Source organism: Microbulbifer mixtoriginis (SeqCode) (assembly GCF_052467945.1).
On the sequence record NZ_CP174328.1, the window covers coordinates 4788184 to 4810149 of the forward strand.

The 21966-nt window shown below is 51.1% G+C and carries 20 protein-coding genes; 14 read left to right on the forward strand and 6 right to left on the reverse strand.

Annotation, left to right across the window (positions count from 1 at the left end):
* The first annotated feature begins 55 nt into the window (after positions 1-55).
* Both cgtA and proB read left to right on the forward strand, forming a co-directional pair.
* The gene (gene cgtA, locus ACJJIJ_RS20895) at positions 56-1261 is read left to right on the forward strand and encodes an Obg family GTPase CgtA (RefSeq protein ID WP_444891406.1); all 1206 of its coding nucleotides are present in this window, start codon (positions 56-58) and stop codon (positions 1259-1261) included.
* Between the two features lie 120 nt (positions 1262-1381).
* Complete coding sequence (gene proB, locus ACJJIJ_RS20900; RefSeq protein ID WP_444938312.1) at positions 1382-2518, forward strand: glutamate 5-kinase; 1137 nt, start codon at positions 1382-1384, stop codon at positions 2516-2518.
* Positions 2519-2588: 70 nt separating this feature from the next.
* Here the strand turns inward: proB and rpsT are convergent, their stop codons facing one another.
* The 5 genes from rpsT to ACJJIJ_RS20925 all read right to left on the reverse strand — a co-directional run bounded on the left by rpsT (position 2589) and on the right by ACJJIJ_RS20925 (position 7139).
* Complete coding sequence (rpsT, locus tag ACJJIJ_RS20905; protein WP_020411431.1) at positions 2589-2855, reverse strand: 30S ribosomal protein S20; 267 nt, start codon at positions 2853-2855, stop codon at positions 2589-2591.
* Between the two features lie 143 nt (positions 2856-2998).
* Positions 2999-5032, reverse strand: a complete 2034-nt coding sequence (locus ACJJIJ_RS20910) for an ATP-binding protein (RefSeq protein WP_444938313.1) — start codon at positions 5030-5032, stop codon at positions 2999-3001.
* Positions 5033-5081: 49 nt separating this feature from the next.
* Positions 5082-5771: a proteobacterial dedicated sortase system response regulator gene (pdsR, locus tag ACJJIJ_RS20915; protein WP_252084443.1), complete on the reverse strand. Its 690-nt coding sequence runs from the start codon at positions 5769-5771 to the stop codon at positions 5082-5084.
* Positions 5772-5991: 220 nt separating this feature from the next.
* Positions 5992-6678, reverse strand: coding sequence for an OmpA family protein (locus ACJJIJ_RS20920; RefSeq protein ID WP_252084444.1), 687 nt, complete (start codon positions 6676-6678; stop codon positions 5992-5994).
* Between the two features lie 152 nt (positions 6679-6830).
* Complete coding sequence (locus tag ACJJIJ_RS20925) at positions 6831-7139, reverse strand: hypothetical protein (RefSeq protein ID WP_444887970.1); 309 nt, start codon at positions 7137-7139, stop codon at positions 6831-6833.
* A gap of 4 nt (positions 7140-7143) precedes the next feature.
* Here ACJJIJ_RS20925 and murJ point away from each other — a divergent pair, with 4 nt between their 5' ends.
* The 6 genes from murJ to ispH all read left to right on the forward strand — a co-directional run bounded on the left by murJ (position 7144) and on the right by ispH (position 14655).
* Complete coding sequence (gene murJ / locus ACJJIJ_RS20930; protein ID WP_286036999.1) at positions 7144-8754, forward strand: murein biosynthesis integral membrane protein MurJ; 1611 nt, start codon at positions 7144-7146, stop codon at positions 8752-8754.
* Between the two features lie 112 nt (positions 8755-8866).
* Positions 8867-9850 carry a bifunctional riboflavin kinase/FAD synthetase gene (ribF, locus tag ACJJIJ_RS20935; RefSeq protein ID WP_444938314.1) on the forward strand — a complete coding sequence of 328 codons (984 nt, stop codon included), beginning with the start codon at positions 8867-8869 and terminating at the stop codon, positions 9848-9850.
* 49 nt (positions 9851-9899) lie between these two features.
* Entirely contained in the window at positions 9900-12704 is a 2805-nt protein-coding gene (gene ileS, locus ACJJIJ_RS20940; RefSeq protein ID WP_444938315.1) for an isoleucine--tRNA ligase, read from the forward strand.
* Positions 12697-13224, forward strand: a complete 528-nt coding sequence (lspA, locus tag ACJJIJ_RS20945; protein ID WP_444887973.1) for a signal peptidase II — start codon at positions 12697-12699, stop codon at positions 13222-13224. The genes ileS and lspA overlap by 8 nt, the downstream gene beginning before the upstream one ends.
* Before the next feature lie 6 nt (positions 13225-13230).
* Entirely contained in the window at positions 13231-13671 is a 441-nt protein-coding gene (locus ACJJIJ_RS20950; protein WP_252084449.1) for an FKBP-type peptidyl-prolyl cis-trans isomerase, read from the forward strand.
* Positions 13672-13722: 51 nt separating this feature from the next.
* Entirely contained in the window at positions 13723-14655 is a 933-nt protein-coding gene (gene ispH / locus ACJJIJ_RS20955; protein ID WP_252084450.1) for a 4-hydroxy-3-methylbut-2-enyl diphosphate reductase, read from the forward strand.
* A gap of 35 nt (positions 14656-14690) precedes the next feature.
* On the opposite strand, the gene ACJJIJ_RS20960 is transcribed toward ispH, so the two are convergent.
* Complete coding sequence (locus ACJJIJ_RS20960) at positions 14691-15206, reverse strand: GspH/FimT family pseudopilin (protein ID WP_444887974.1); 516 nt, start codon at positions 15204-15206, stop codon at positions 14691-14693.
* A gap of 190 nt (positions 15207-15396) precedes the next feature.
* Between ACJJIJ_RS20960 and ACJJIJ_RS20965 the strand changes: the two genes are divergently transcribed.
* From ACJJIJ_RS20965 to ACJJIJ_RS20990, 6 genes are read left to right on the forward strand one after another with little or no spacing between them, the layout of a single operon-like run.
* The gene (locus tag ACJJIJ_RS20965; RefSeq protein ID WP_444887975.1) at positions 15397-15963 is read left to right on the forward strand and encodes a GspH/FimT family pseudopilin; all 567 of its coding nucleotides are present in this window, start codon (positions 15397-15399) and stop codon (positions 15961-15963) included.
* 1 nt (position 15964) lies between these two features.
* Positions 15965-16402 carry a type IV pilus modification protein PilV gene (gene pilV, locus ACJJIJ_RS20970; protein WP_444887976.1) on the forward strand — a complete coding sequence of 146 codons (438 nt, stop codon included), beginning with the start codon at positions 15965-15967 and terminating at the stop codon, positions 16400-16402.
* Positions 16403-16412: 10 nt separating this feature from the next.
* On the forward strand, positions 16413-17480 hold the full coding sequence (locus ACJJIJ_RS20975) for a PilW family protein (protein WP_444938316.1): 1068 nt from the start codon (positions 16413-16415) through the stop codon (positions 17478-17480).
* A gap of 17 nt (positions 17481-17497) precedes the next feature.
* On the forward strand, positions 17498-18043 hold the full coding sequence (locus ACJJIJ_RS20980; protein WP_252084455.1) for a pilus assembly PilX family protein: 546 nt from the start codon (positions 17498-17500) through the stop codon (positions 18041-18043).
* A 6-nt stretch (positions 18044-18049) separates the two neighbouring features.
* Positions 18050-21463 (forward strand): pilus assembly protein, encoded by a 3414-nt coding sequence (locus tag ACJJIJ_RS20985; protein ID WP_444939597.1) that lies wholly within the window; start codon positions 18050-18052, stop codon positions 21461-21463.
* A gap of 13 nt (positions 21464-21476) precedes the next feature.
* Positions 21477-21908 (forward strand): type IV pilin protein, encoded by a 432-nt coding sequence (locus ACJJIJ_RS20990; RefSeq protein WP_444938317.1) that lies wholly within the window; start codon positions 21477-21479, stop codon positions 21906-21908.
* The last annotated feature ends 58 nt before the right edge of the window (positions 21909-21966 follow it).

Consider the following 21966-nt stretch of genomic DNA (forward strand, 5'->3'; position numbering starts at 1 on the left):
TAGGTGTGTGTATGTGCGCACCGGATGAGACAACCGCTGTGGCGGTGGAGTGATTATGAAGTTTGTCGATGAGGCGCCCATATTTGTGCAGGCGGGTAAAGGCGGCAATGGCTGCCTGAGTTTCCGCAGGGAAAAGTTTGTAGAGAAGGGTGGTCCGGACGGCGGTGACGGCGGTGATGGCGGTTCCGTCTACCTGGAGGCCGATGATTCCCTCAACACTCTGGTAGATTACCGCTACCAGCCCCGTTACGCCGCTGAGAGCGGCCAGCCTGGGCGCGGGCGTAACTGTACTGGGGCCAAAGGGGAAGACCTTGTTCTTAAAGTGCCTGTGGGCACCACAGTAATCGATGTGGATACCGGTGAAGCTGTTGGTGACATGACCCGAGCCGGTGAGCGTCTGCTGGTCGCCCAGGGGGGCTTTCACGGTTTGGGTAATACGCGCTTTAAATCGAGTACTAACCGAGCCCCTCGCCAGACCACCAATGGTAGCGAGGGTGAGCTTCGCAGCCTGAAGTTGGAGTTGAAGGTGCTTGCAGATGTGGGGATGTTGGGGCTGCCCAATGCTGGCAAGTCCACGTTTATTCGGGCGGTATCGGCGGCCAAGCCCAAGGTTGCCAACTATCCCTTCACGACCTTGGTGCCAAACCTAGGCGTGGTACAGGTACAGCGGCATCGCAGTTTTGTGATTGCCGATATTCCGGGTTTGATTGAGGGGGCGGCTGAAGGGGCAGGCCTGGGTATTCGTTTCCTCAAGCATTTGACTCGCTGCCGGGTGCTCCTGCATTTGGTAGACCTGGCGCCATTTGATGGTTCGGACCCAGTGGAGAACGCCCGCGCTATCGAGCGTGAACTGGCTAGTTTTAGCGATACTCTGGCGGGTCGAGAGCGCTGGTTGGTACTGAATAAGACTGACCTGGTGCCTGCTGCTGAACTGGAAGAGCGCTGTCAGTCGGTTGTGGATGCGCTGGGCTGGAAAGGGCCGGTGTTCCGGGTGGCGGCTATTCGCGGTGAGGGTACGGATGTGCTTAGCGGCCGCTTGATGGATTACCTGGAGGAGCGCCAAGAGCAGGAGGATCGCGATCCGGAATTGGCTGAGGCTGAACTGGAGGCGCAGCGTCAGATGCAGCGCGAAGCCCGCGAGCGTATCGAGGAGCTTCGGGATAGCCATCGCGCCAAACGCAGGGCTGCCAAGGGGCATGTCGATGATGACGAAGACTGGGATGATGACGATCACGATGTCGATATTGAGTATCGCTCCTGAATCGTATGTTTCCGGTGGCAAATCTGTGCTGCCGCGCAGAATTTCTGTCAGCTCGGCCCTTTACCGGCAATGTGATGATAATTCGATAGGCCCCTAGGGGCCGGTGTCCAGGGAGGAAGTATGGGCTCCGTATCAGTGTCCCGTAGAGGACTTTCTAAGGGGCAGCGCTGGGTGGTAAAAATTGGCAGTGCCCTGCTTACTGATAACGGTCGCGGCGTCAATAATTCAGCGATCTGCGCCTGGGTGGCACAGATCGCCGAATTGCGCCAGCAGGGTGTTGAAGTGGTGTTGGTTTCTTCTGGGGCAGTAGCTGCGGGTATGGATCGTCTCGGCTGGAACCGCAGACCGGAGTCGATCCATCAGTTGCAGGCCGCAGCTGCGATAGGGCAGAGCCATTTGGTGCAGGTCTATGAGCAGGCTTTCGGTCTCTTCGATATACGCAGCGCGCAGATTTTGTTGGATCATGATGATCTCTCCAACCGCACTCGTTACCTCAATGCGCGCAGTACATTGCGAACACTACTCTCATTGGGAGCTGTGCCGATCGTCAATGAAAACGATACCGTCGTAACCGATGAAATACGTTTCGGTGATAACGACACCTTGGCGGCGTTGGTGGCTAACCTTGTCGAGGCGGATGCCTTGTTGATTTTGACTGATGCCGATGGGCTCTTTACCGAAGACCCTCGCGATAACCCCGATGCAGAGCTTGTTGGTGAGGCCTCGGCGCTGGATCCGAGGCTACTGGGGATGGCGGGGGACTCCCGCAGTGGTCTGGGACGAGGAGGTATGACCACCAAGGTGCGTGCGGCACAACTGGCGGCTCGTTCCGGTGCCTGCACTGTGATTGCCGGGGGTGCCAGAGAGGGAGTGGTAACACGGGTATGGAAAGGCGAGGATTTGGGAACTCTCCTGCTTCCGGAGGCGGACCCCTTGGCGGCGAGGAAGCGCTGGCTTGCCGGGCAGCTACAGGTGCGCGGTAGTCTCACTCTCGATAGTGGTGCTGAGAGGGCATTGCGCGATGGTGGTAAGAGTTTGCTATCGGTGGGGGTGACTGCGGTGCAGGGGCGTTTTCACCGGGGAGACTTGGTTTCCTGTCTTGATGGTGCGGGACATGAGATCGCCCGTGGTCTTGTAAATTATGACAGCAGCGAGAGTGCCAGGATTCTCGGGCAGTCATCGGAGCACTTTGTTGAGTTGCTCGGCTATCGTGATGACGATGAGTTGATACACAGAGATAACCTTATCTTGCTCTAGCAGAAGTACTGGCTTTCAGGCATAAAAAAACCCCGCATTGCGGGGTTTTTTGTGTCTGCTACCTAAAGAATTAGGCGGCGAGAGCTTTAACCTGAGCGTTCAGGCGGCTCTTGTGACGAGCGGCTTTATTCTTGTGAATAATGCCTTTGTCTGCCATGCGGTCGATAACGGGAACCGCTTCTGCGTATGCAGTTTTTGCTTTTTCAGCGTCGCCTGCATCGATGGCCGCAACTACCTTCTTAATGTAGGTGCGCACCATGGAGCGCAGACTGGCGTTATGCATGCGGCGCTTGTCGTTCTGGCGCGCGCGTTTCTTCGCTTGAGGTGAGTTGGCCACCGGTTGCTCCTGTCTGGAATCTATAAATCTGTAACTAACAGGCCCTGGGGCCCGATCGGGACGCGACATTATCCCCACAGCTGGTTGTTTGTCAACCATCTGGGCAGATAGCTTGCGCTTTGTCTGCCAGTGCTGGTGCGTGATTAGCGGGTCGGCAGTTTTAGGCTGAACTCCACACCGCTATTATCTGTGCGATTTCGAGCCTCCAAGCGGGCTCGGTGAAAGTCAGCAATCAATTTAGCGATATGCAATCCAAGGCCCAGATGCCCAGCGTTGTCACCTTCCTTACGCACAGATACCAGGGAATCGAACAGCTTGTGTGCATAGCCATTGGGTAGTAATGGACCGTCGTTACTCACACTGATTAGGTAGCCGTCCTTTTCGCTGTGGACTGCAAGCTGAATCTCACTGTGCTTTGGGGCGAAACTACAGGCATTGTCTACCAGCTTATCTAAAAGCTGTGCCAATAGCTCCGGAGCGCCCTCACAGCGAAGCTCTCCACTTGGCTTTTTCAGAGAAAATTGGTGGCGGGGGTGGGCGTCGCCATAGCACTGCACCATAACTTCCAGCAGGTCCGCCAAGTCAAAGCGCTCGCGCTCTGCCTGATGAATGCTGGCTTCCAGGTTGCTAGCCGCAGAGAGGCTGTTGAGGATGCCGGATAGGCGGGCACTGCCATCCAGTGCGCGTTCGGCATAGCGGCGGCTGTCTTCATCCAGTTTGCCGGTGGAGAGGTTATCGAGTGAAGAGCGCACCACCGCGAGAGGCGTGCGCAACTCGTGGGACAATTTACTGGCGAGGGTTCGCAGGTATTGGTGATACTGATCTAGCTCGCCCAGCAGACTGGCAAAGGCACGGTTAAGTGCGCCCAGTTCGTCTCTGGCAGAGGAGAGGGGAAAGTTGCCACGCAATTTGCCACTGCTGTCGACCGCATTGCGCGCAGCGCGGTGCAGCTTGCGAATGCGCCAAGATAGCCAGCTGGCGTAGCCGAGCAAAAACAGCAGTGCGGTTGCTGCTGCCGCACAGCTAATCAACCATAACCTGTGTGCGGCGCTATCGGTCATCGACTGCATAGCCTCAGCGGACTGCAACACAAGCACTCGTCCCAGCAGAGGCCTTTCTACGACTTCGTCAGCCCGAGTTATCACGGGCACACTGACTGCTCCTATACGCGACTGTAGTGGCCCGCCAAACCACTGCTCGGCTGTATCACGTCCAATGCCACTGCTTAGCGGCAGTTCATTTTGGGGTAGCTTTGGTAGCTCTTCCCTGGCAAGCAGTTTGCGATAAATCCAACTGCGCAGCCAGGGCCGTGGTGTGCTCTGCTCCTCAATGGCCACCTGTGGTTGGCCGTTACTGGCGAGCAGGAATCCCTCGCTGTCTACGACTGCCAAGCGCAGGTCTGGGCGGGCAAAGTGGTCCAATTCCGCCTGCAGCTTGGGCAGTGGAGCAACTAAGTGCCCCGGCAGGCCATCGGCGGGAAGGGTACTGGTACTGTGAACTGGTGGGGAACCGTTGCTACTGGTGCGGTCGAGTATTTGAATGGACAGGCTGCCACGTGTGAGTGTGTAGGGAAGGCTGAGCTCTAGTTGATACCCCTTCGGTGAAGCGGTCCAGCGCCCGCGCAGGCGCAATTCGCGTTGGTAGCTGCCTTCGCGTGGATTGTGCCAAAAGGCCTCGACAGGCCCCCGGCTCGCCACCGGCAACAGATAATGGCGCCCATTGGTAAACAGCTGAACGGTATCCCCTCCGGCGAGCAGGTTTGTGCGAGGGTCCCGGTAGGCTGGGGTCTCATCACTGACTGTTAGCAGTAGGTAGATCTGATCAGCATACTGGCCGAGTGTGATCTGGGCCTGGGGCATGTGCTGCTCATTGAGCAGTTCTCGGGGAGTAAGCTCCCAGGGACGCCAATCGTCCCCGTAACCATCTACAACTGGAGGGTGGGAGAGGGGGTTTAAGTAGAGCTGGCTTCCAGGCGGTCTAGCATGGCGTGCGGGATCGGGAGCGATTAACTCTGGTGCGCTGGCCAGGCGCGCGGCAATTGCTGCAGCTGTGGCCTCGAGGGCCTGTAGTTGGCCCTGCGCCAGTGCCGCATCCACCTGACGGAGATACTGACAGCCGGCCCAGGGCAGAGCCAGCGCCACAAGGCTCACCAATAGGAGTTGTCGGCGAAGTTTCATCTACGGGTCCCCGAAAAGCTGTAGACCGGCTGCTATGTTGCCGAGGCAATCAGAGCTGCCAGCGATAGCCCATGCCATAGGCTGTACCTATAGCGTTGAATTCATTATCCAGGGCCTGAAATTTTTTGCGGATTCTCTTTACGTGGGAGGTGATGGTGTTGTCATCCAGAACTACCCGAGCGGCCTCCATCAGCTGACTGCGGGACTTCACATGCCCGGGGCGCTTGGCTAGAGCGTGGACAATCCAGAATTCAGTGACAGTGAGATCAACTACCCTTCCGTCCCAGTGGCAATGCAACCGGGAAATATCCAATTCCAGCTTGCCCTGGGTAAGGCTTTCCCCTTCATCGCTCTGGTCGCGCAGTACGCTGACCCGTCGCAGCAGCGCGTTGATACGCGCTTGCATATGGGGCAGGGAGATATCCTTAGTGAGATAGTCGTCGGCGCCGAGGCGTAGTCCCGAAATAATATCCAGTTCGGAGTCTCTGGCGGTGAGAAACAGGATTGGCAGACTGGGGGCCATAGCGCGCAGCTCCCTGCACAACTCAAAACCGCCTTCCACTTCACTGCCGAGCCCGACGTCGATTACCGCCAGGTCTGGCAGTCGCTGCCGGAAAGCTTCCATGGCTTCAATCCTTGCGCTGTAGAGATCGACTCGATAACCGCTACGGCGCAATGCATCGCGGTAATTTTCGGCGATGGCGCGCTCGTCTTCGACAATAGCGATAGTTGCACTCATGGCTGATTCCGGCTGCTTCCTTTGTGGCGGAGAATCATGCACGAAATAGCAGCTTATTGGCAAAAAGGCGGGCGCAAATGGCCCGCAAGCACAACAGGGTTTTTTTCACGGAGGAGAGTTTGTGGCCATACTTTTAATCAGTCCACAGGCGCAATAGCGATTTGAAGTCACCTTGCGCAGCCGCGAGGATTTGCAGTCCATCGCGGCTGTTTAGCAGTTGTTAGAAGTGTCCGGCCATGGATTCCGGTAGGGAAAAGCGGATATCAACACGGCGCTCCATGGCGTAAGCGTCGACATCGCCCTTGGGGGCCTCCGAGTAGGTGGAGCCCATAGCGCGACGGCTGATGCGGGAGGCGTCAATGCCCAGAGAGATCAGTGCCTGTTCAACACTTAGGGCACGTTGGTCAGAGAGCACGTTGTTGTAACCATCGCTGCCCCGTGGGTCTGCGTGTCCCTCCAGTTGAATCTGCAGGTGGGGATGGCGTTTCAGGAAGTCTGCCATGGCATTCAGCTGTTGAAGCTGGGTGGTCTGGAGTTCGTCTTCCCCGGTGGTGAATAGCATCTGGAACTGTAATGAATCCAGTGCCACTTGGCTGGCATCATTCGCGGACAGTCGAGCCGCATCCAGTTGCTGTGCCAGGTTGCTGAGCTCTGCACGGCTCTCTGTCAGTTGTGTTGCCAGCATATCAGCCTCTTCTGCTTGCTTGACCTGTTCGCCGAGCCAGGCTCCACCGATTGCGCCGGCGATAAACCCGACAGGGCCCCCTACAGCGGCACCGGCAACGGCTGCCGTGGTAAAGACCGTGGCCTGCTTGGCCGGGGTCAGTTTCGATTCGTTGAGTTCATTCGCCTGGGTACCAGAGGCGATCAGGGAAGTCAGGGCTGCAACCATTAATGTTTTTTTCATTGCTTACTCTCCTTGGAGGCTTTCTTTTACTCGGTGGGGCTGTGTGTGGCCCGTTTGAGTGCTATTAAAAAGCTCCAAGGAGGCACTGGCGTGGCGCAGTGGTGGCAAATCGCTGCGCAATTGTGGCGAAAGATGGCAACCGGTGTGTCCTGTTATTTCAGGCGGTGGTAGCGCCGGTCGCGGGGCGAATCTACGCGGACACGCACACGCTGGGGGCGGGGGCCACGCATTATCGCAATGTAAAGCACAATCGCCAGTGCCAGGGCAATAATCAAAGCGTTAATGGTCATCCTGTCTTCTCCCCGCGCCACCGATTCCGTGGGACGCGTCACTAATTCACAGCTAGTATAGGCTCGTGGGCTCCAGGTCGTAGGAGCATAAAGATATCCATCCCTCAATGACTTTTGTGGAATTGCGGTAGACTTGCCGGCCAGCAGATATCGCCCAAATCCAGGAGTCACAGCGTTGCCCCAGTCGCCGCCCACCCAAGACCAGCCCGTCGAAAAAACCGGTACATCCAGACTCCTGCGCGGCAGCTCGGTGGTGGGGGCCGCAACGATGTTGTCCCGGGTTGCCGGCCTGGCCAGGGATATGGCCCTGGCGCGCTTTGCCGGGGCTGGGGATGCCGCCGATGCTTTTTTCGTGGCGTTTAAAATCCCTAACTTTTTCCGCCGCTTGTTTGCTGAGGGCGCCTTTGCCCAAGCATTTGTGCCGGTGTTGGCGGAGTACCGCCAAAAGGGGGGCATTGCTGCAGCACGAGAGCTCAATGATCGCGTCGCGGGAGCACTCGGCGGTGTTTTGTTGTTGGTTACTTTATTTGGCGTATTGTGCGCGCCTCTGGTGACGGGGATCTTTGCATTTGGCTGGTGGTGGGATGGCAGCGAAAGGGAAAAGTTTGAGCTCGCCACCGGCATGTTGCAAATTACCTTCCCCTACCTGATGTTGATCTCACTGGCGGGTTTCACCGGCGCTATTCTGAACAGCTTTGATCGATTTGCGATTCCGGCACTGACGCCAATTATGTTGAATCTGGTGTTGATTGGTGCGGCAACTATAGGTACGGCTTGGTTCGATCCAGAGATACTGGCCTTGGCATGGGGTGTGCTTTTGGCCGGAGTGGTGCAATTGCTGTTTCAGCTGCCTTTTCTGGCGCGCGAGGGGTTATTGCCAAGGCCCAAGTGGGATTGGAGCCACCCGGGGGTACGCAAAATTCTGCGCCTGATGGCTCCGGCAATTTTTGGAGTCTCGGTCACTCAAATCAGTTTGGTATTGGATACGCTGCTGGCTTCATTCCTGCCCAGTGGCAGTGTCTCCTGGTTGTATTTTTCCGATCGCCTGACCGAATTACCGCTGGGGGTGTTTGGTGTGGCTGTGGCAACGGTGATATTGCCGAGCTTGTCTCGTCTGCACAGCGATGGAGATCCGCGCCGCTTTCGCCATACCCTCGACTGGGCGCTGCGCAGCGTTACCCTTATCTCCCTGCCTGCGGCGGTAGCCCTTGTGGTATTAGCTGAGCCGCTGTTGACCACGCTATTCCAATACGGCCAGATGCAGCCCAGAGATATGCAGATGGCGGCCTGGTCCCTACGAGCTTACGCCTTGGGGTTGTTGGCTTTTATGTTGATCAAAGTGCTAGCGCCGGGCTATTTTGCCCGTCAGGATACCTATACACCGGTGCGTTTCGGCTTGATCGCAATTTCGGCCAAGATGGTGCTGAGCCTTCTGTTTGTTATCCCGCTGAATCATTATTTTAAACTCGGCCATATGGGACTGGCGCTGGCTACCGCCTGCCAGGCGGCAATCAACGCCTGGTTACTGTACAAGGGTTTGCGCCGGGATGACGTTTACATGCCTGAGGCTGGTTGGGGGCGATTCCTATTGCGGTTGATAGCGGCGAATTTGGCGATGGTCGCTGTGCTGATGGGGCTCCTTCACGTCTGGGAAAGTTGGAGTGCCTGGGGCTGGTTTGAACGGGCCTGGCGTATGGGTGTAATAGTAGCCGCAGGGGGCTTGGCCTACCTGTTTACCCTGTTTGTGTCAGGCCTGCGCCCACGTCACTTCCGCGCCACCAGTTAACTTTGAATAGAAGCCAATGTGGCATGAATTGTATGCGGCCAGTCGCTACTGGCCGCCCTGTGGGAATCCGCTATACTGTGCGGCTCGATTTTATGAGGATGGGAAGATCGTTTTGGCCCAGGAACGCGAACTAATTCGCGGGTTGCACAACCTGCGCCCCCGCCACCGAGGATGCGTGGCGACGATCGGCTCGTTCGACGGCGTACATCTTGGTCATCAGGCGATCATTGCCCAGTTGCAACAGCGTGCGCTTGAGCAGGGCCTTCCTTCGGTAGCCATTATATTTGAACCCCAGCCCCACGAGTTCTTCTCTGGCGAGCAGGCTCCCGCGAGGCTGATGCGTTTTAAGGAAAAAGTGCTGGCGCTGTTCGATGTGGGTGTGGAGCGAGTCTTGTGCCTGCAGTTTAACGATACCCTGCGCGGCCTCAGTGCTGAGGCATTTATCCAGCGGATACTGCTTGATGGCCTGGGCATTCGCCATCTGGTGGTGGGTGATGATTTTCGTTTTGGCTGCGACCGCAGTGGAGACTATAGCCTCCTGCAAGCGATGGGCGCCCAGCATGGCTTTACCGTGGAAGATACCGCGACTATGGAAATACGTGGCTCCAGGGTGAGCAGTACCCGTATTCGCGAAGCCCTGCAGGGTGGTGATTTTGAGCTGGCTGAAACCCTCTTGGGGCGGCCCTACAAGATTACCGGCAGGGTGGCGCCAGGGCGTTCACTCGGTCGTCAGCTGGGTGCGCCCACGGCCAATGTGCGCCTGCAGCGTTACCGCTCCCCGCTAGTTGGCGTTTATACGGTGCGCACCACTGCCACAGATGGTTCTGAGCTTGCTACGGGGCGCCAAGACATAGATGGCGTGGCCAATGTGGGATTTCGCCCCACTGTAGAGGGCGAGGGCGCGCGCCCCCTGCTGGAGGTGAACCTGTTTGATTTCAATGGCAATCTCTATGGGCGAGAGCTCGCCGTGGAGTTCTGCCACAAGTTGCGCAACGAGGAGAAGTTTGCCTCGTTGGATATTCTCAAGGCTCGTATCGCCGAGGATATTGAAAATGCCCGGCAGTGGTTTAAACAAAATCCTAGACCGCACCAATAAACTGAGACGACCTAATTTATTTTTCTACTAGAGCTGAAGTAGACACCCAATGACTGATTATAAAGCGACCCTGAATCTGCCTGAGACCGATTTTCCCATGCGCGGCAATTTGCCGCAGCGTGAGCCGGCAATTCTGAAAAAATGGCAGGACAACAAGCTCTACGAAAAAATTCGCGAGGCGCGTGCCGGGCGCGAGCAATTTATCCTGCACGACGGCCCTCCCTATGCGAATGGCGATATTCATATTGGTCACTCAGTTAACAAGATTCTCAAAGACATCATTATCAAGTCGAAAACCCTGAGTGGTTTCGATGCTCCCTACGTACCTGGCTGGGACTGCCACGGCCTGCCGATTGAGCACCGCGTAGAGAAGAAAATTGGCAAAGCTGGCAGCAAGGTGGACCATAAGACTTTCCGTCAGAAGTGCCGTGAATATGCCGCCAAGCAGGTGGATGGGCAGAAGAAAGATTTTGTACGCCTGGGAGTGTTTGGCGAATGGGACAACCCCTACCGCACTATGGATTTCCAGTTTGAGGGCGATATTATTCGCGCCCTTGGCCGTGTGGTGAAAAATGGCCATCTTGCACGCGGTTTCAAACCGGTCTACTGGAGTGTGGTGGGTGGTTCTGCGTTGGCGGAAGCGGAAGTGGAGTATCAAGATAAAGTCTCCTATTCCATTGACGTTTGCTACCCGGTGAGTGAAGAGGCGGATCTGGCCATAGCCGATGCCTCTGGTGGCCATGCTGGAGAAGGCCCACTGTCGGTGGTGATCTGGACTACAACACCCTGGACCTTACCCTCGAGCCAGGCGATCTCCGTAAACGGTGAGCTGGAATATGTGGTGGTGCAGGCAGGCAAGCGCCGCCTGTTGATCGCAGAAGCCTTAAAGGATGCGGTACTGGCCCGCGCAGGCTTCGAAGGGGAAGTTGTGGGTCGCATTCGCGGCGCGGCCCTGGAGCACTTGAAAGTGCATCACCCCTTCTACGACAAGTTGCTGCCCATTGTCCTGGGTGATCATGTCACTACCGATGCTGGAACCGGCTGTGTACATACAGCCCCAGACCACGGTCCGGACGATTTCCAGGTAGGCAAACGTTACGGTATTGAGACCCTCAATTACATTGATAATAACGGTGTTTATCGCGACAGTGTGCCGCTATTTGCTGGCGAGCATGTCTACAAAGTGGACGACAAGATTGTTGCATTACTTGAGGGGCGCGGTGTGCTGCTGCACAAGGGCAAGCTGGAGCACAGCTACCCGCATTGCTGGCGCACTAAGACACCGCTGATCTACCGTGCGACTCCTCAGTGGTTTATCAGCATGCGGCAAAATGACCTGCTGGATCAGGCGCAAAAAGCCGCCGATGACGTATTGTGGATCCCCGGCTGGGGTAAGGCCCGAATCGACTCCATGCTCAATGGCAGCCCGGACTGGTGTATTTCCCGCCAGCGCACCTGGGGGGTGCCTATTGCTTTGTTCGTGAACAAAGAGACCCACGAGCTGCATCCGGAATCTCCTGCCTTGATGGATAAAGTGGCGGCCCTGGTTGACGAAAAGGGTATGGATGTCTGGTTTGATCTGGATGCTCGGGATCTTCTGGGTGATGAGGCGGAACATTACGAGAAAGTTACCGACACCCTCGATGTCTGGTTCGACTCAGGTGTGACCCATTACGCGGTGTTGGAGCGCCGCGAAGGGCTGCGCTTCCCCGCCGATCTATATCTGGAAGGGTCCGACCAGCATCGCGGCTGGTTCCAATCTTCCCTGAAGACTTCTATCGCCATTAATGGTTGCGCGCCTTATAGACAGGTACTCACCCACGGTTTCACCGTGGATGCGCAGGGGCGCAAAATGTCGAAGTCTATTGGCAATACCGTTGCTCCCCTGGATGTAATTAATAAGTTGGGTGCAGATGTACTGCGCCTGTGGGTATCGGCCACCGACTTCAGTGGTGAAATGGCCGTTTCCGACGAAATCCTTAAACGCACCGCCGATTCTTATCGCCGCCTGCGCAATACCGCCCGTTTCTTCCTATCTAACCTAGCCGGTTTCGATCCGCAAAAAGACCTGTTGCCGGAGGAAGAGTTGCTGGCACTAGATCGCTGGGCACTGGATAAAGCTGCACACCTGCAGGATGAGATCCTGGCAGCCTACGATAATTACCAGTTCCACCAGATTTACCAGAAGCTGCATAACTTCTGCGTGGTTGAAATGGGTGGTTTCTACCTGGATATCATCAAGGACCGCCAGTACACCACCAAGGAAGATAGTGTCGCGCGTCGCTCCGCACAGAGCGCGCTCTACCATATTGTGCAGGCATTTGTGCGCTGGATTGCCCCAATCCTCAGCTTCACTGCGGAAGAGTTGTGGCAGTTTATTCCTGGTAATAATGCCGATAGCGTGTTTATCGAAGAGTGGTATCCGCTGCCCAAACTGTCAGCCGAAGCCGATAAAGGTGCGGCCTATTGGGCTGTAATGGCCGAAGTGAAAACGGCGGTAAACAAGGTATTGGAGGAGCAGCGCGCTGCTGGAGCAATTGGTGGGTCTCTGCAGGCGGCAGTTACTCTGTATGCCAATGATGATCTACGCGAGAAATTGCTCGAGTTGGAGAATGAACTGCGTTTCGTACTGATTTGCTCTTCCACTTCAGTGCAGCCTCTCAGCGATGCGGCGGGTGCTGAAAGCACCGAGCTTGAAGGTCTTAAAATTGGTGTGAGCAAAGTGGATCACCCCAAATGTGAGCGTTGCTGGCACTACCGTGCAGATGTGGGTGAAAACAGTGATTACCCGGATATTTGCGGTCGCTGTGTAGAGAATGTGGCTGGTGAGGGCGAGGTAAGGCACTATGCCTAAGACTAATCTGCTATTCGGCCACCCCTGGCGCTGGTATTGGCTGGCACTGGCTGTGGTGGTTCTGGATGTTGCCACTAAAGTCTGGGCTGTGGGCGAATTTATGTACGGCCCATCGGTGCAAATTGTTCCGGGCTTTCTGCAGTTCACCTATGCGGAAAACTATGGTGCAGCTTTCAGCTTCCTGTCTGATGCGGGTGGTTGGCAGCGCTGGTTTTTTGGTGTGATCGCAATGGTGTTTAGCATTGTGGTCATTATCTGGTTGTGGCGTTTGCCAGCGCTAAAGCGCTGGGAACCCTGTGCCCTGGCCCTGATTTTGGGTGGTGCTCTCGGAAATCTGTGGGATCGCATTCTGCTGGGATATGTGCGGGACTTTATTTCCGTGTACTACGGTAGTTGGCATTTCCCAGTGTTTAATGTGGCGGATATGGGTATCAGTATCGGCGCGGCCATGCTGGTTATAGAGTTGCTTTTCTTTGCAGAAAAAGACGGCGACAAGACAAAAAATAACGCGGAAGTTTAACGAACCATGAGTAATAGCGTTATCGGCGAGCACAGCCGCGTAACTCTGCACTTCAGCCTTAAGCTGGATGACGGTACCGAGGTGGACTCCACTTTCAAAGGCGATCCCGCTTCTTTTAGTGTGGGGGATGGCAGCCTGCTGCCAGGCTTTGAAAAAGCCCTCTTCGGTCTCAAAGCTGGCGATGAGGCGGAAATCGAAATCCCCCCTGAGCTGGGCTTCGGTCAGCGTAATCCGGCCAACATGCAAAAGGTGCGCCGCGACAGCTTCGCTCCGGATATTGAACTGGAGCCTGGCTTGGTAGTTTCCTTTGATAATGGAAGTGGTGAATTACCCGGTGTAGTTCGCGAGATTGAGGAAGATGAAGTAACCGTTGACTTCAACCACCCTCTGGCAGGGCAGACACTGAGCTTCCACGTAAAAATTATCGCAGTGGATTCGATTCAATAAGGGCAATTTTTCACCCGTTGAATAGATTATCGAAAGAGTGCTGAAGTAAAAATGCAAATCCGACTGGCTAATCCCCGTGGCTTCTGTGCCGGCGTCGACCGCGCGATTGATATTGTTAACCGTGCCTTAGATGTCTTTGGTGCGCCCATCTATGTACGTCACGAGGTGGTACATAATAAGTTTGTGGTGGAAAGCCTGCGCGAGCGCGGTGCCGTGTTTGTGGACGAGCTGTCGGAAGTGCCCGATGATGTTATCGTTATTTTCAGTGCCCACGGTGTATCCAAAGCTGTGCAAAGGGAAGCAGAAGATCGCAACCTGCGTGTATTCGATGCCACCTGTCCACTGGTTACCAAGGTGCATATCGAAGTCAGCAAATTCAGCAGTGATGGCGCCGAGTGCATACTAATCGGCCACGCCGGACACCCGGAAGTAGAGGGCACTATGGGTCAGTATGATGGCACTGCTGGTGGTGCTATCTACTTGGTCGAAGACGAGGAGGATGTGGCCAAGCTAAAGGTGAATGACGAGAATAATCTCGCATATGTTACCCAGACCACCTTATCCATGGACGATACTGCCCGGGTAATCGATGCCTTGCGACAGCGCTTTCCCAACATCCGCGGTCCGCGCAAGGATGATATCTGCTACGCCACCCAAAACCGCCAGGATGCTGTCCGCCAACTTTCTCTGGAGAGCGACCTGGTGTTGGTTGTGGGCAGCCCTAATAGCTCCAACTCCAACCGCCTGCGCGAACTGGCCGAGCGCTGTGGTGCCGATGCCAAATTAATCGACGGCGCTGTTGATATTGATGCCGATTGGCTCACAGGCAAAAAATCCATTGGCATCACCGCCGGTGCCTCGGCTCCAGAGGTACTGGTGCAAGAGGTGATTGGCAAATTGCAACGGCTTGGTGCCACAGTGCCAGAAGAGATGGATGGGCGTGAGGAGAATATTCGCTTCTCTTTGCCCAAGGAGCTGCGCTAGCGCCTTTCTAAATGTTGATAATTGTAACTTCCTTTTTAGGGGCAGTTGCCGATATCTGCCTTTTCAATCCGCATTCGCCCACTTCTTGATAGGATTAGAGCCTGTGCGGCCTGAACTTCCTGAGCGCAGACATGTAGTGTTCCAGCTTGGAACGCCCCCAATGGCGAGCCTGTTTTCCGGCTTTCACCTGAGCTTATAAAAGAAATATAGTCCTTTACTGGCGAGTTAGGTGCTATTTGCACTTCCTTCAGGGCTTCTTTTTTGAGAATTAAGTGTTCATCGTTACTGCGTAAACCGTCATTATCAGGATCCAGAAAAATCTCCCAGCCTAATTCCCAACTTCCGAAGTTTCTCATGGTTACTCTTTGATTGTGGGTAATAGCATTTGTACGAGTCAATTGAACAGCATTAAACAGTTCTTCGGTTACTGCTTTTAGGCGTGTCTCTTGAATCATTGAAATAAAGCTTGGTGTTGCGATCATCACCAGTACCGTCAATACAGTGAGTACTATCAGTAATTCAAGCAATGTGAACCCTTGTTTATTCTTCATACATATCTCTACTCCTTGAAGTAGTTCTCCTTATGAAGACCATTAAGCCCCCAGAAAAAGCCGCTTGTCGGTCGCTAATAGAGATAAGAAAGTGAGGATGCTAAATTGTTAACTATACCGTTGGGTGACTTTTAACTGCTAGATGCTTGGCGGATGAGTGAACGTAAGTTATGAGTAAATTGAGGAAATAATGCATCGTAAGCGATTTATAAGTACTCATGGGGAAAAGCAGACTCAAAGCGGCTTTACTTTAATTGAGTTGTTGGTAGCTATGACAGTATTAGCAATTGTAATCTCGGTCGCTATCCCAAGCTTTACAGATATGATTAATAATTACAGGTCATTTGCATTAGCCGATGATTTTATTAATGCGCTTCATTATTCTCGTAGTGAGGCGGTAAAACGCGGTACTAATGTATCAATTTGTGCAAGTAGTAATGGCTCTAGTTGTGCAGGAGAAAATAAATGGTCTGATGGCTGGATAGTTTTTGTTGATGGAGCCTTGACAGAAAAGGCTATTGACCCTGTTGTTGATAGTGTTTTGCGCAGTTGGGATTTTAAGGGTGAGGAAGCTGTTATTGGTGTTACGCAAAATGCGGCAACAAAGTTTGTGCGGTTTACGGGTATGGGTACACTAGGTCGGTTTGTCCAGACGAATATCAGTGTAAAAACATCTGGCTGTACAGGAGATAGCGCAAAAAATATTGTGCTCGCTAGCTCCGGTGTTATTTCAATATCTAAAACAAGCTGTGAATAATATGAAAAAATTTAATGCACAGTATGGTGTTGGTTTAATTGAAGTGATGGTAACCGTATTGATCTTATCAACATCTTTACTTGGTTTGGCCGCACTACAGAGCAGGGCACTTCAGTACAATCATAGTGCCTACATGCGATCTCAAGCAAATATTCTTGCTTACGATTTATTAGATCGAATGAGAGCGAGCCGTGGCAGATTGGCTGATTATAATTTAGGTATTAATGATGCTCCTCCAATGGCTAGTGGTAATCAGGCACAATCTGACCTGATCGAGTGGCGACAAGCACTTAATGAGCTATTACCAGAAGGCTCTGGTGGTATTTCATGTGATACAAATAATATTTGTACTGTGGTCATCCAATGGGCTGAACATGATGCCACCGGATCAGATGGTAATGCGGATAAAAGTAACTTCCAGTATATGACGAGAATTTAGAGGGATGTATATGCGTGAACAATCGGGGATCTCCCTGGTGGAACTTATGGTATCAATTACCGTAGGTCTAGTGCTTCTAGCTGGTGTCACCCAACTATTTTTATCGAGTAACCTAACTTTTAGTACGCAAAATGCAATGTCGCGAGTTCAGGAAACTGGGCGTTTGGCGATAGAGTTTTTGAGTGAAGATATTCGAATGGCTGGCTATGTTGGATGTGCAAACCCTTCGCGTCATTCAGGTAGCGGAGATATGAAAAATTTCCTTAATGACAGCGACTTGATTAGTTATCGATATGATGTTGCTGTAGAAGGTGAGGATTCTTCCAAGGATGTCGCTGGGTTTCCAAATGGCGCACTGGCAGGCACTGATGCGATTTTAATTCGTAGTGCCTTTGGTATTGGCGTTGGAGTAGCTGATATGAGTAATCCGGCCCAGATATTTGTAGAGAATACTGGGGTGGAAAGTGGAGAGTGTGATGAAGGTAAAGATAAATATAGTGGATTTTGTGAAGGTGATATCGTTGTAGTATCAAGTTGTAGCTATGTGAGAGTTTTTCAGGCAACCGGTTTTGTTGGTGCCAGCTCCAGTGAAACTATTGGAATACAACATTCGGATATTGCCTCTTTTGAGCCAGGTAACAAAGTAGCAGTTTGGGGCGCTGAGACTACTGACGGACATAATTCTTTTGGAAAAGATGCTCAAGTAATTAATTTGGAATCAACTTTTTACTATATTGCCAATGGAACTTCCGGGCGCCCTAGCTTATTTAGGGAAATAAATGGAGAGCAACAAGAGTTGCTCGAAGGTGTTGAAGATATGCAGATCACTTATGGTTTGGATATCAATGATGATGATGTTATTGATGCCTATCAAACGGCAGAAAAAATCGGTTCTATTCTTGATTGGAAGAAAGTTTCAACTGTTCGCTTAGATTTACTAGTGGCTAGTATTGAAGACAGTGTTTTACAAGAAGCCCAGCCATACACTTTTGACGGTAAAGTTATAAATAACCCAGGGGATCGTCGTCTTCGGCAGGTGTTTACCAGTGTTGTAACGATAAGAAGCCGTGTGCCCTAATTATAATAAGGTCTCCTATGTATAAAGAAATCAGTACTTTCAAGCAGGAGCGAGGAGCCACTTTGTTAGTTGGCTTGGTCATGTTGTTGCTAATGACATTTATTGGCCTTGCGGCTATTCGTGGGAGTGGTATGCAGGAACTTATGGCAGGCAATATGCGGGATCGTCAATTGGCGTTTCAGGCCGCAGAGTCTGCTCTTCGAGTTGCTGAAGAAAATATAATAACCGAGCTTAATAAACCTATTAGTACAATTTTTGATGGCGATACTGTTGGATATGGTGATGAGTTAGATGGTTCGAAAAATAGTGGATTCTGGCTGGATTTTAGCTGGTCTGGTGTGTCGGTAAAGGCTGATCTTGATCTAGAGAGTATAGCCAGCCAGCCAATTTATATTGTGGAGAAGGTGACGACTGAAGCAAGTAATACAGGTGAAACTGGAGGTGCTATTGATCTTGAGTCTGTGGATAAGGGTGTCCCTCCCAATTATTACCGAATAACCAGTAGAGGTGTCGGCGGTACTGAAAATACGGTTGTGATTTTGCAATCTACTATGAAAGATTGAGTAGTGATGAGAAAAATAGCTATGTCATTTATATCTAGAAAAATTAAAAGTTTCTCTGCTGTAATTGCCGCATCACTAACGCTTGGAATTGCCCATAGTGCTGCGTCCCTAACGCTATCTCAACAGCCTTTATTTTTAAAGCAGGGTACTGATCCGAATATTATGTTTGTTCTTGATGACTCAGGTTCAATGCAGTTCGAGGTTACTCCTTCTGAAGTGGCTAATTACTTTAATAAGCTGGATCGGGTCGTCTATGTTTTTCCAAATACGGAAACAAATAGTTCCTCTGTAAAATTTGTACCCTGTCCATATGCAGATGGGAATACATCAAGTTGTGATTACTGGGCTAATGGTGATCAGGCGATTCCTAGATTTGAAGCTGATAATAAGTGGGCGGCTTATTTCCGCTCCGCTTATAATAATAAGACTTATTATAATCCAGAAATTCGTTACGAACCGTGGTCGAAAGAGGATGGATCTCTTTGGCCGGCGGCAAATCCGGAGGCGGCTTACCATAACCCTGCAAATACTTCAAAAGGTTGGAGAAATCTGACGGTTGATAATTATCAGCGTGCAAAGTGCTGGCTATGGGATTCTGCGAATAAGAACTCCCATAAAAGTGATGCTTGTGGTAATGGCTATTTGTATTTTTATCCGGCTACTTACTTCCAATATAGCGGTAATGGTAGTCTTTTTGATTCGTCAAACTATACCCGCAAAGAGATTCGATCCGGCCTAACTTTCCCTCGTAGCGAAGATCGAACGGATTGTAAACTATCGACAACTTCTTGTAGTTATGAGGAGGAGATCCAGAATTTTGCTAATTGGTATTCATATTACCGTTCCCGGGTATTACTTTCCCGTGCTGGAATTGGCAAAGCATTTTCTTCTCAAACAGAAGGTCTCAGAGTGGGTTTTGGAACCCTAAATAAAGGAACCAGCAATGTAGATCAGGTTAGTACGGGTACCATTATTAGTGGTGTACGCGCTTTTTCTGGAGATGATCGTGAAGATTTTTTTGAAAATCTTTACGGTGTAGATATTCCTCAGGCAGGTACTCCACTCTTAAGTGCCTTAAAGCGAGTTGGTGACTATTACAGTCGAACGGATAGGAATGGTCCTTGGGCAGGGGAACCTGGAACTAATGACTCCAGTGCTCAAGTTGCGTGTAGGGCGAGCTATACCATTTTGATGACAGATGGTTATGGTAATGATTACAGCAGTATATCTAGCTTTGGTAATGTAGATGGTAATGATGGAAATCCATTTCAGGATTCTCGTTCGAATACTCTTGCAGATATAGCCAGGTACTACTGGGAAAATGATTTACATGGCAGTCTCGATAATAAAGTCGATAGTGGGGAAGCTGATCCGGCAGACTGGCAACATATGGTAACCTTTGGTGTAGGTTTAGGAGTGACAGGTAGTGTTGACTCTGATACCGCTTTTAATGCTATTGAATCTGGTGCGGCAATTTCCTGGCCAAACCCTAATAATAGTGATGCGGCAAAGCTAGATGATTTACTCCACGCTGGGGTTAACAGCAGGGGTGGGTTTTACAATGCAGCAAATGCGACTGTATTTGCATCTCAGCTTTCCGATCTACTTACCAGAATAAATGAGAGAGAGGCTTCCTCTTCATCTGTTGCAGCCAATTCAACGAGGTTGAGCACAGACAGTGCAATCTTTCAGGCTATTTTCAACTCGGGTGATTGGAGTGGCGAAATAAAATCTATTAGGCTGGAGAGTGATGGAACACTTTCTGATACGACTCTTTGGAGTACCTCAACAGCGGGAAAAATTCCAACGAATAATCGAGATATCATAACTTTTGATGGTTCTGATACAGTTAATTTTTCTTGGTCAAATTTAACCAGTAGCCAGAAGACGGCCTTAATTAGTACTGACGATGAAGATTTGGCAAAGCAAAGATTGAATTGGGTACGTGGTGAAGACGTCGATGGTCTACGTGACAGGGCTGTTTTACTAGGGGATGTTGTAAATGCAAGCCCTGTATTGGCGAGTAATAAAGATCAAAAATTTAAAACACTTCCAGACAATCTGGGGGGGAATAGCTATCAGGACTACCTTGAAGGTCGAAAAAATAACCGCAGTGAAATTCTCTATGTAAGTTCGAATGATGGCATGCTGCATGCCTTTGACTCGTCTGATGGATCAGAAAAGTTTGCATATATCCCCAGTGCTATATATTCAAAATTAAAGAATGTTGCAGCGCTGGATTATGGTACTGAGGATAACCCGCATCAATATCTTGTTGATGGTCCTTTGTTTGTCAGTGATGCCTACTTTGCCAAGAATAAAAGTGGTAGCCCAAAGTGGATGAATGTTCTCGTTGGAACTTATGGCGCAGGGGCTAAAGGATTATTTGCCTTAGATATTACTGATCCTGAGAATCCTGACATACTATTTGAGATTGATGGTTCTAATCCTGATATTGGCAATATTCTTGGGCGACCAATAATTGCCCCTACAGAGGATGGTTGGAAAGTTATATTTGGTAATGGTTATAATTCAGCCAATGATAAAGCTAAGTTGCTAGTGATTGATTTAGCTGACCCAGCTGATATCCAGGTAATTGCCACAAATACTAATACGGATAATGGATTGGCCGGTCCCTCATTACTGATTGACTCAAATAGAGTGGTGCATGCTGCTTATGCTGGGGACTTGATGGGTAATATGTGGAAGTTCGACATTTCCGGCAGCAAATGGCAGTTAGCTTTTTCAGGTAATGCTCCCTTATTTACTGCCAGGGACCCAAATGGAAAGGTTCAACCAATAACTTCTACCCCGGTACTTGGTTCTAATGCGGAAGTAGACGGGGCGATTATGGTTTACTTTGGTACAGGGAAATATGTAAGCCAAACAGATCAAACCGCTGGCAGCATTATTCATAGTTTTTATGGAATAGTGGATAAAGGGGTGGTTTTGTCAGGCACCGACCGTTCTGATTTGATGCAAAAAAGCATAGTTGAAACTGGTAATTCTAGGAGCGTTACCAACGATGGGGACACTAGTTGGTGGCCGACAAAAAGTGGATGGTATTTGGATTTTAATTCTACTGGTTCTTCAATAAGCGGAGAGAGAGTAATTAGTAAACCCCTGCTGATTAATGACCGCTTGATTTTCCCAACTTTGATCCCTTCGGATGATCCTTGTGTTGCCGGTGCCTCAGGCTGGATTATGGAATTAGTAGCATTGGGTGATCCTAGATTTGCTGGAGAGTCGATCATTGGTGGATCTAAAAAAGTTGACGAGGCTATTATCGGTTTTTCCGATGTAATTATTGCGGGAAGAAAAATTATTGCTCCATACATAGATGTTGGTGGAAATGCTGGAACTACTGGCGGTTTTCGGATTGGGGGTATTGAAAGGATCTCTTGGAGACGGATACGTTAGGTGAAAGTAGCATATGAAAATGAATGTTAAAAAACTAAATTCAGGTTTTACTCTAGTGGAATTGATGGTTGTTGTTCTGATTATTGGGGTCATCAGTGCTGTAGCCATCCCCTCGTATATGGAAATGATAAGAGAGGGAAATCGAACTGATGCGCAAACCGTATTAAATGACGTTGCACATAGGTTACAGCGCTGCTTTACAACTTATAGCACTTACAATAATGATAATTGTGCCGTCGCAGCATCAGTCACAGAGGGAAACAGTATTGAATCTGAAAAAGGTTACTACACAGTCACAGGTATTTTAGCGGCAGCAACTTTTGATCTTACTGCGCAACCTGTTGCAGGAAAGAGCCAAAGTAAAGACAGTGAATGCACTGCGCTAAAGTTGGATGAAGCAGGGGCTAGGACGGCAACTGGATCAAATACTTCAGAGTGCTGGTGAGACTCTTCTTTTTTACTCTTTACTTTGTTAATTGCTCAAAAGAGTGTCTAAGGGATAT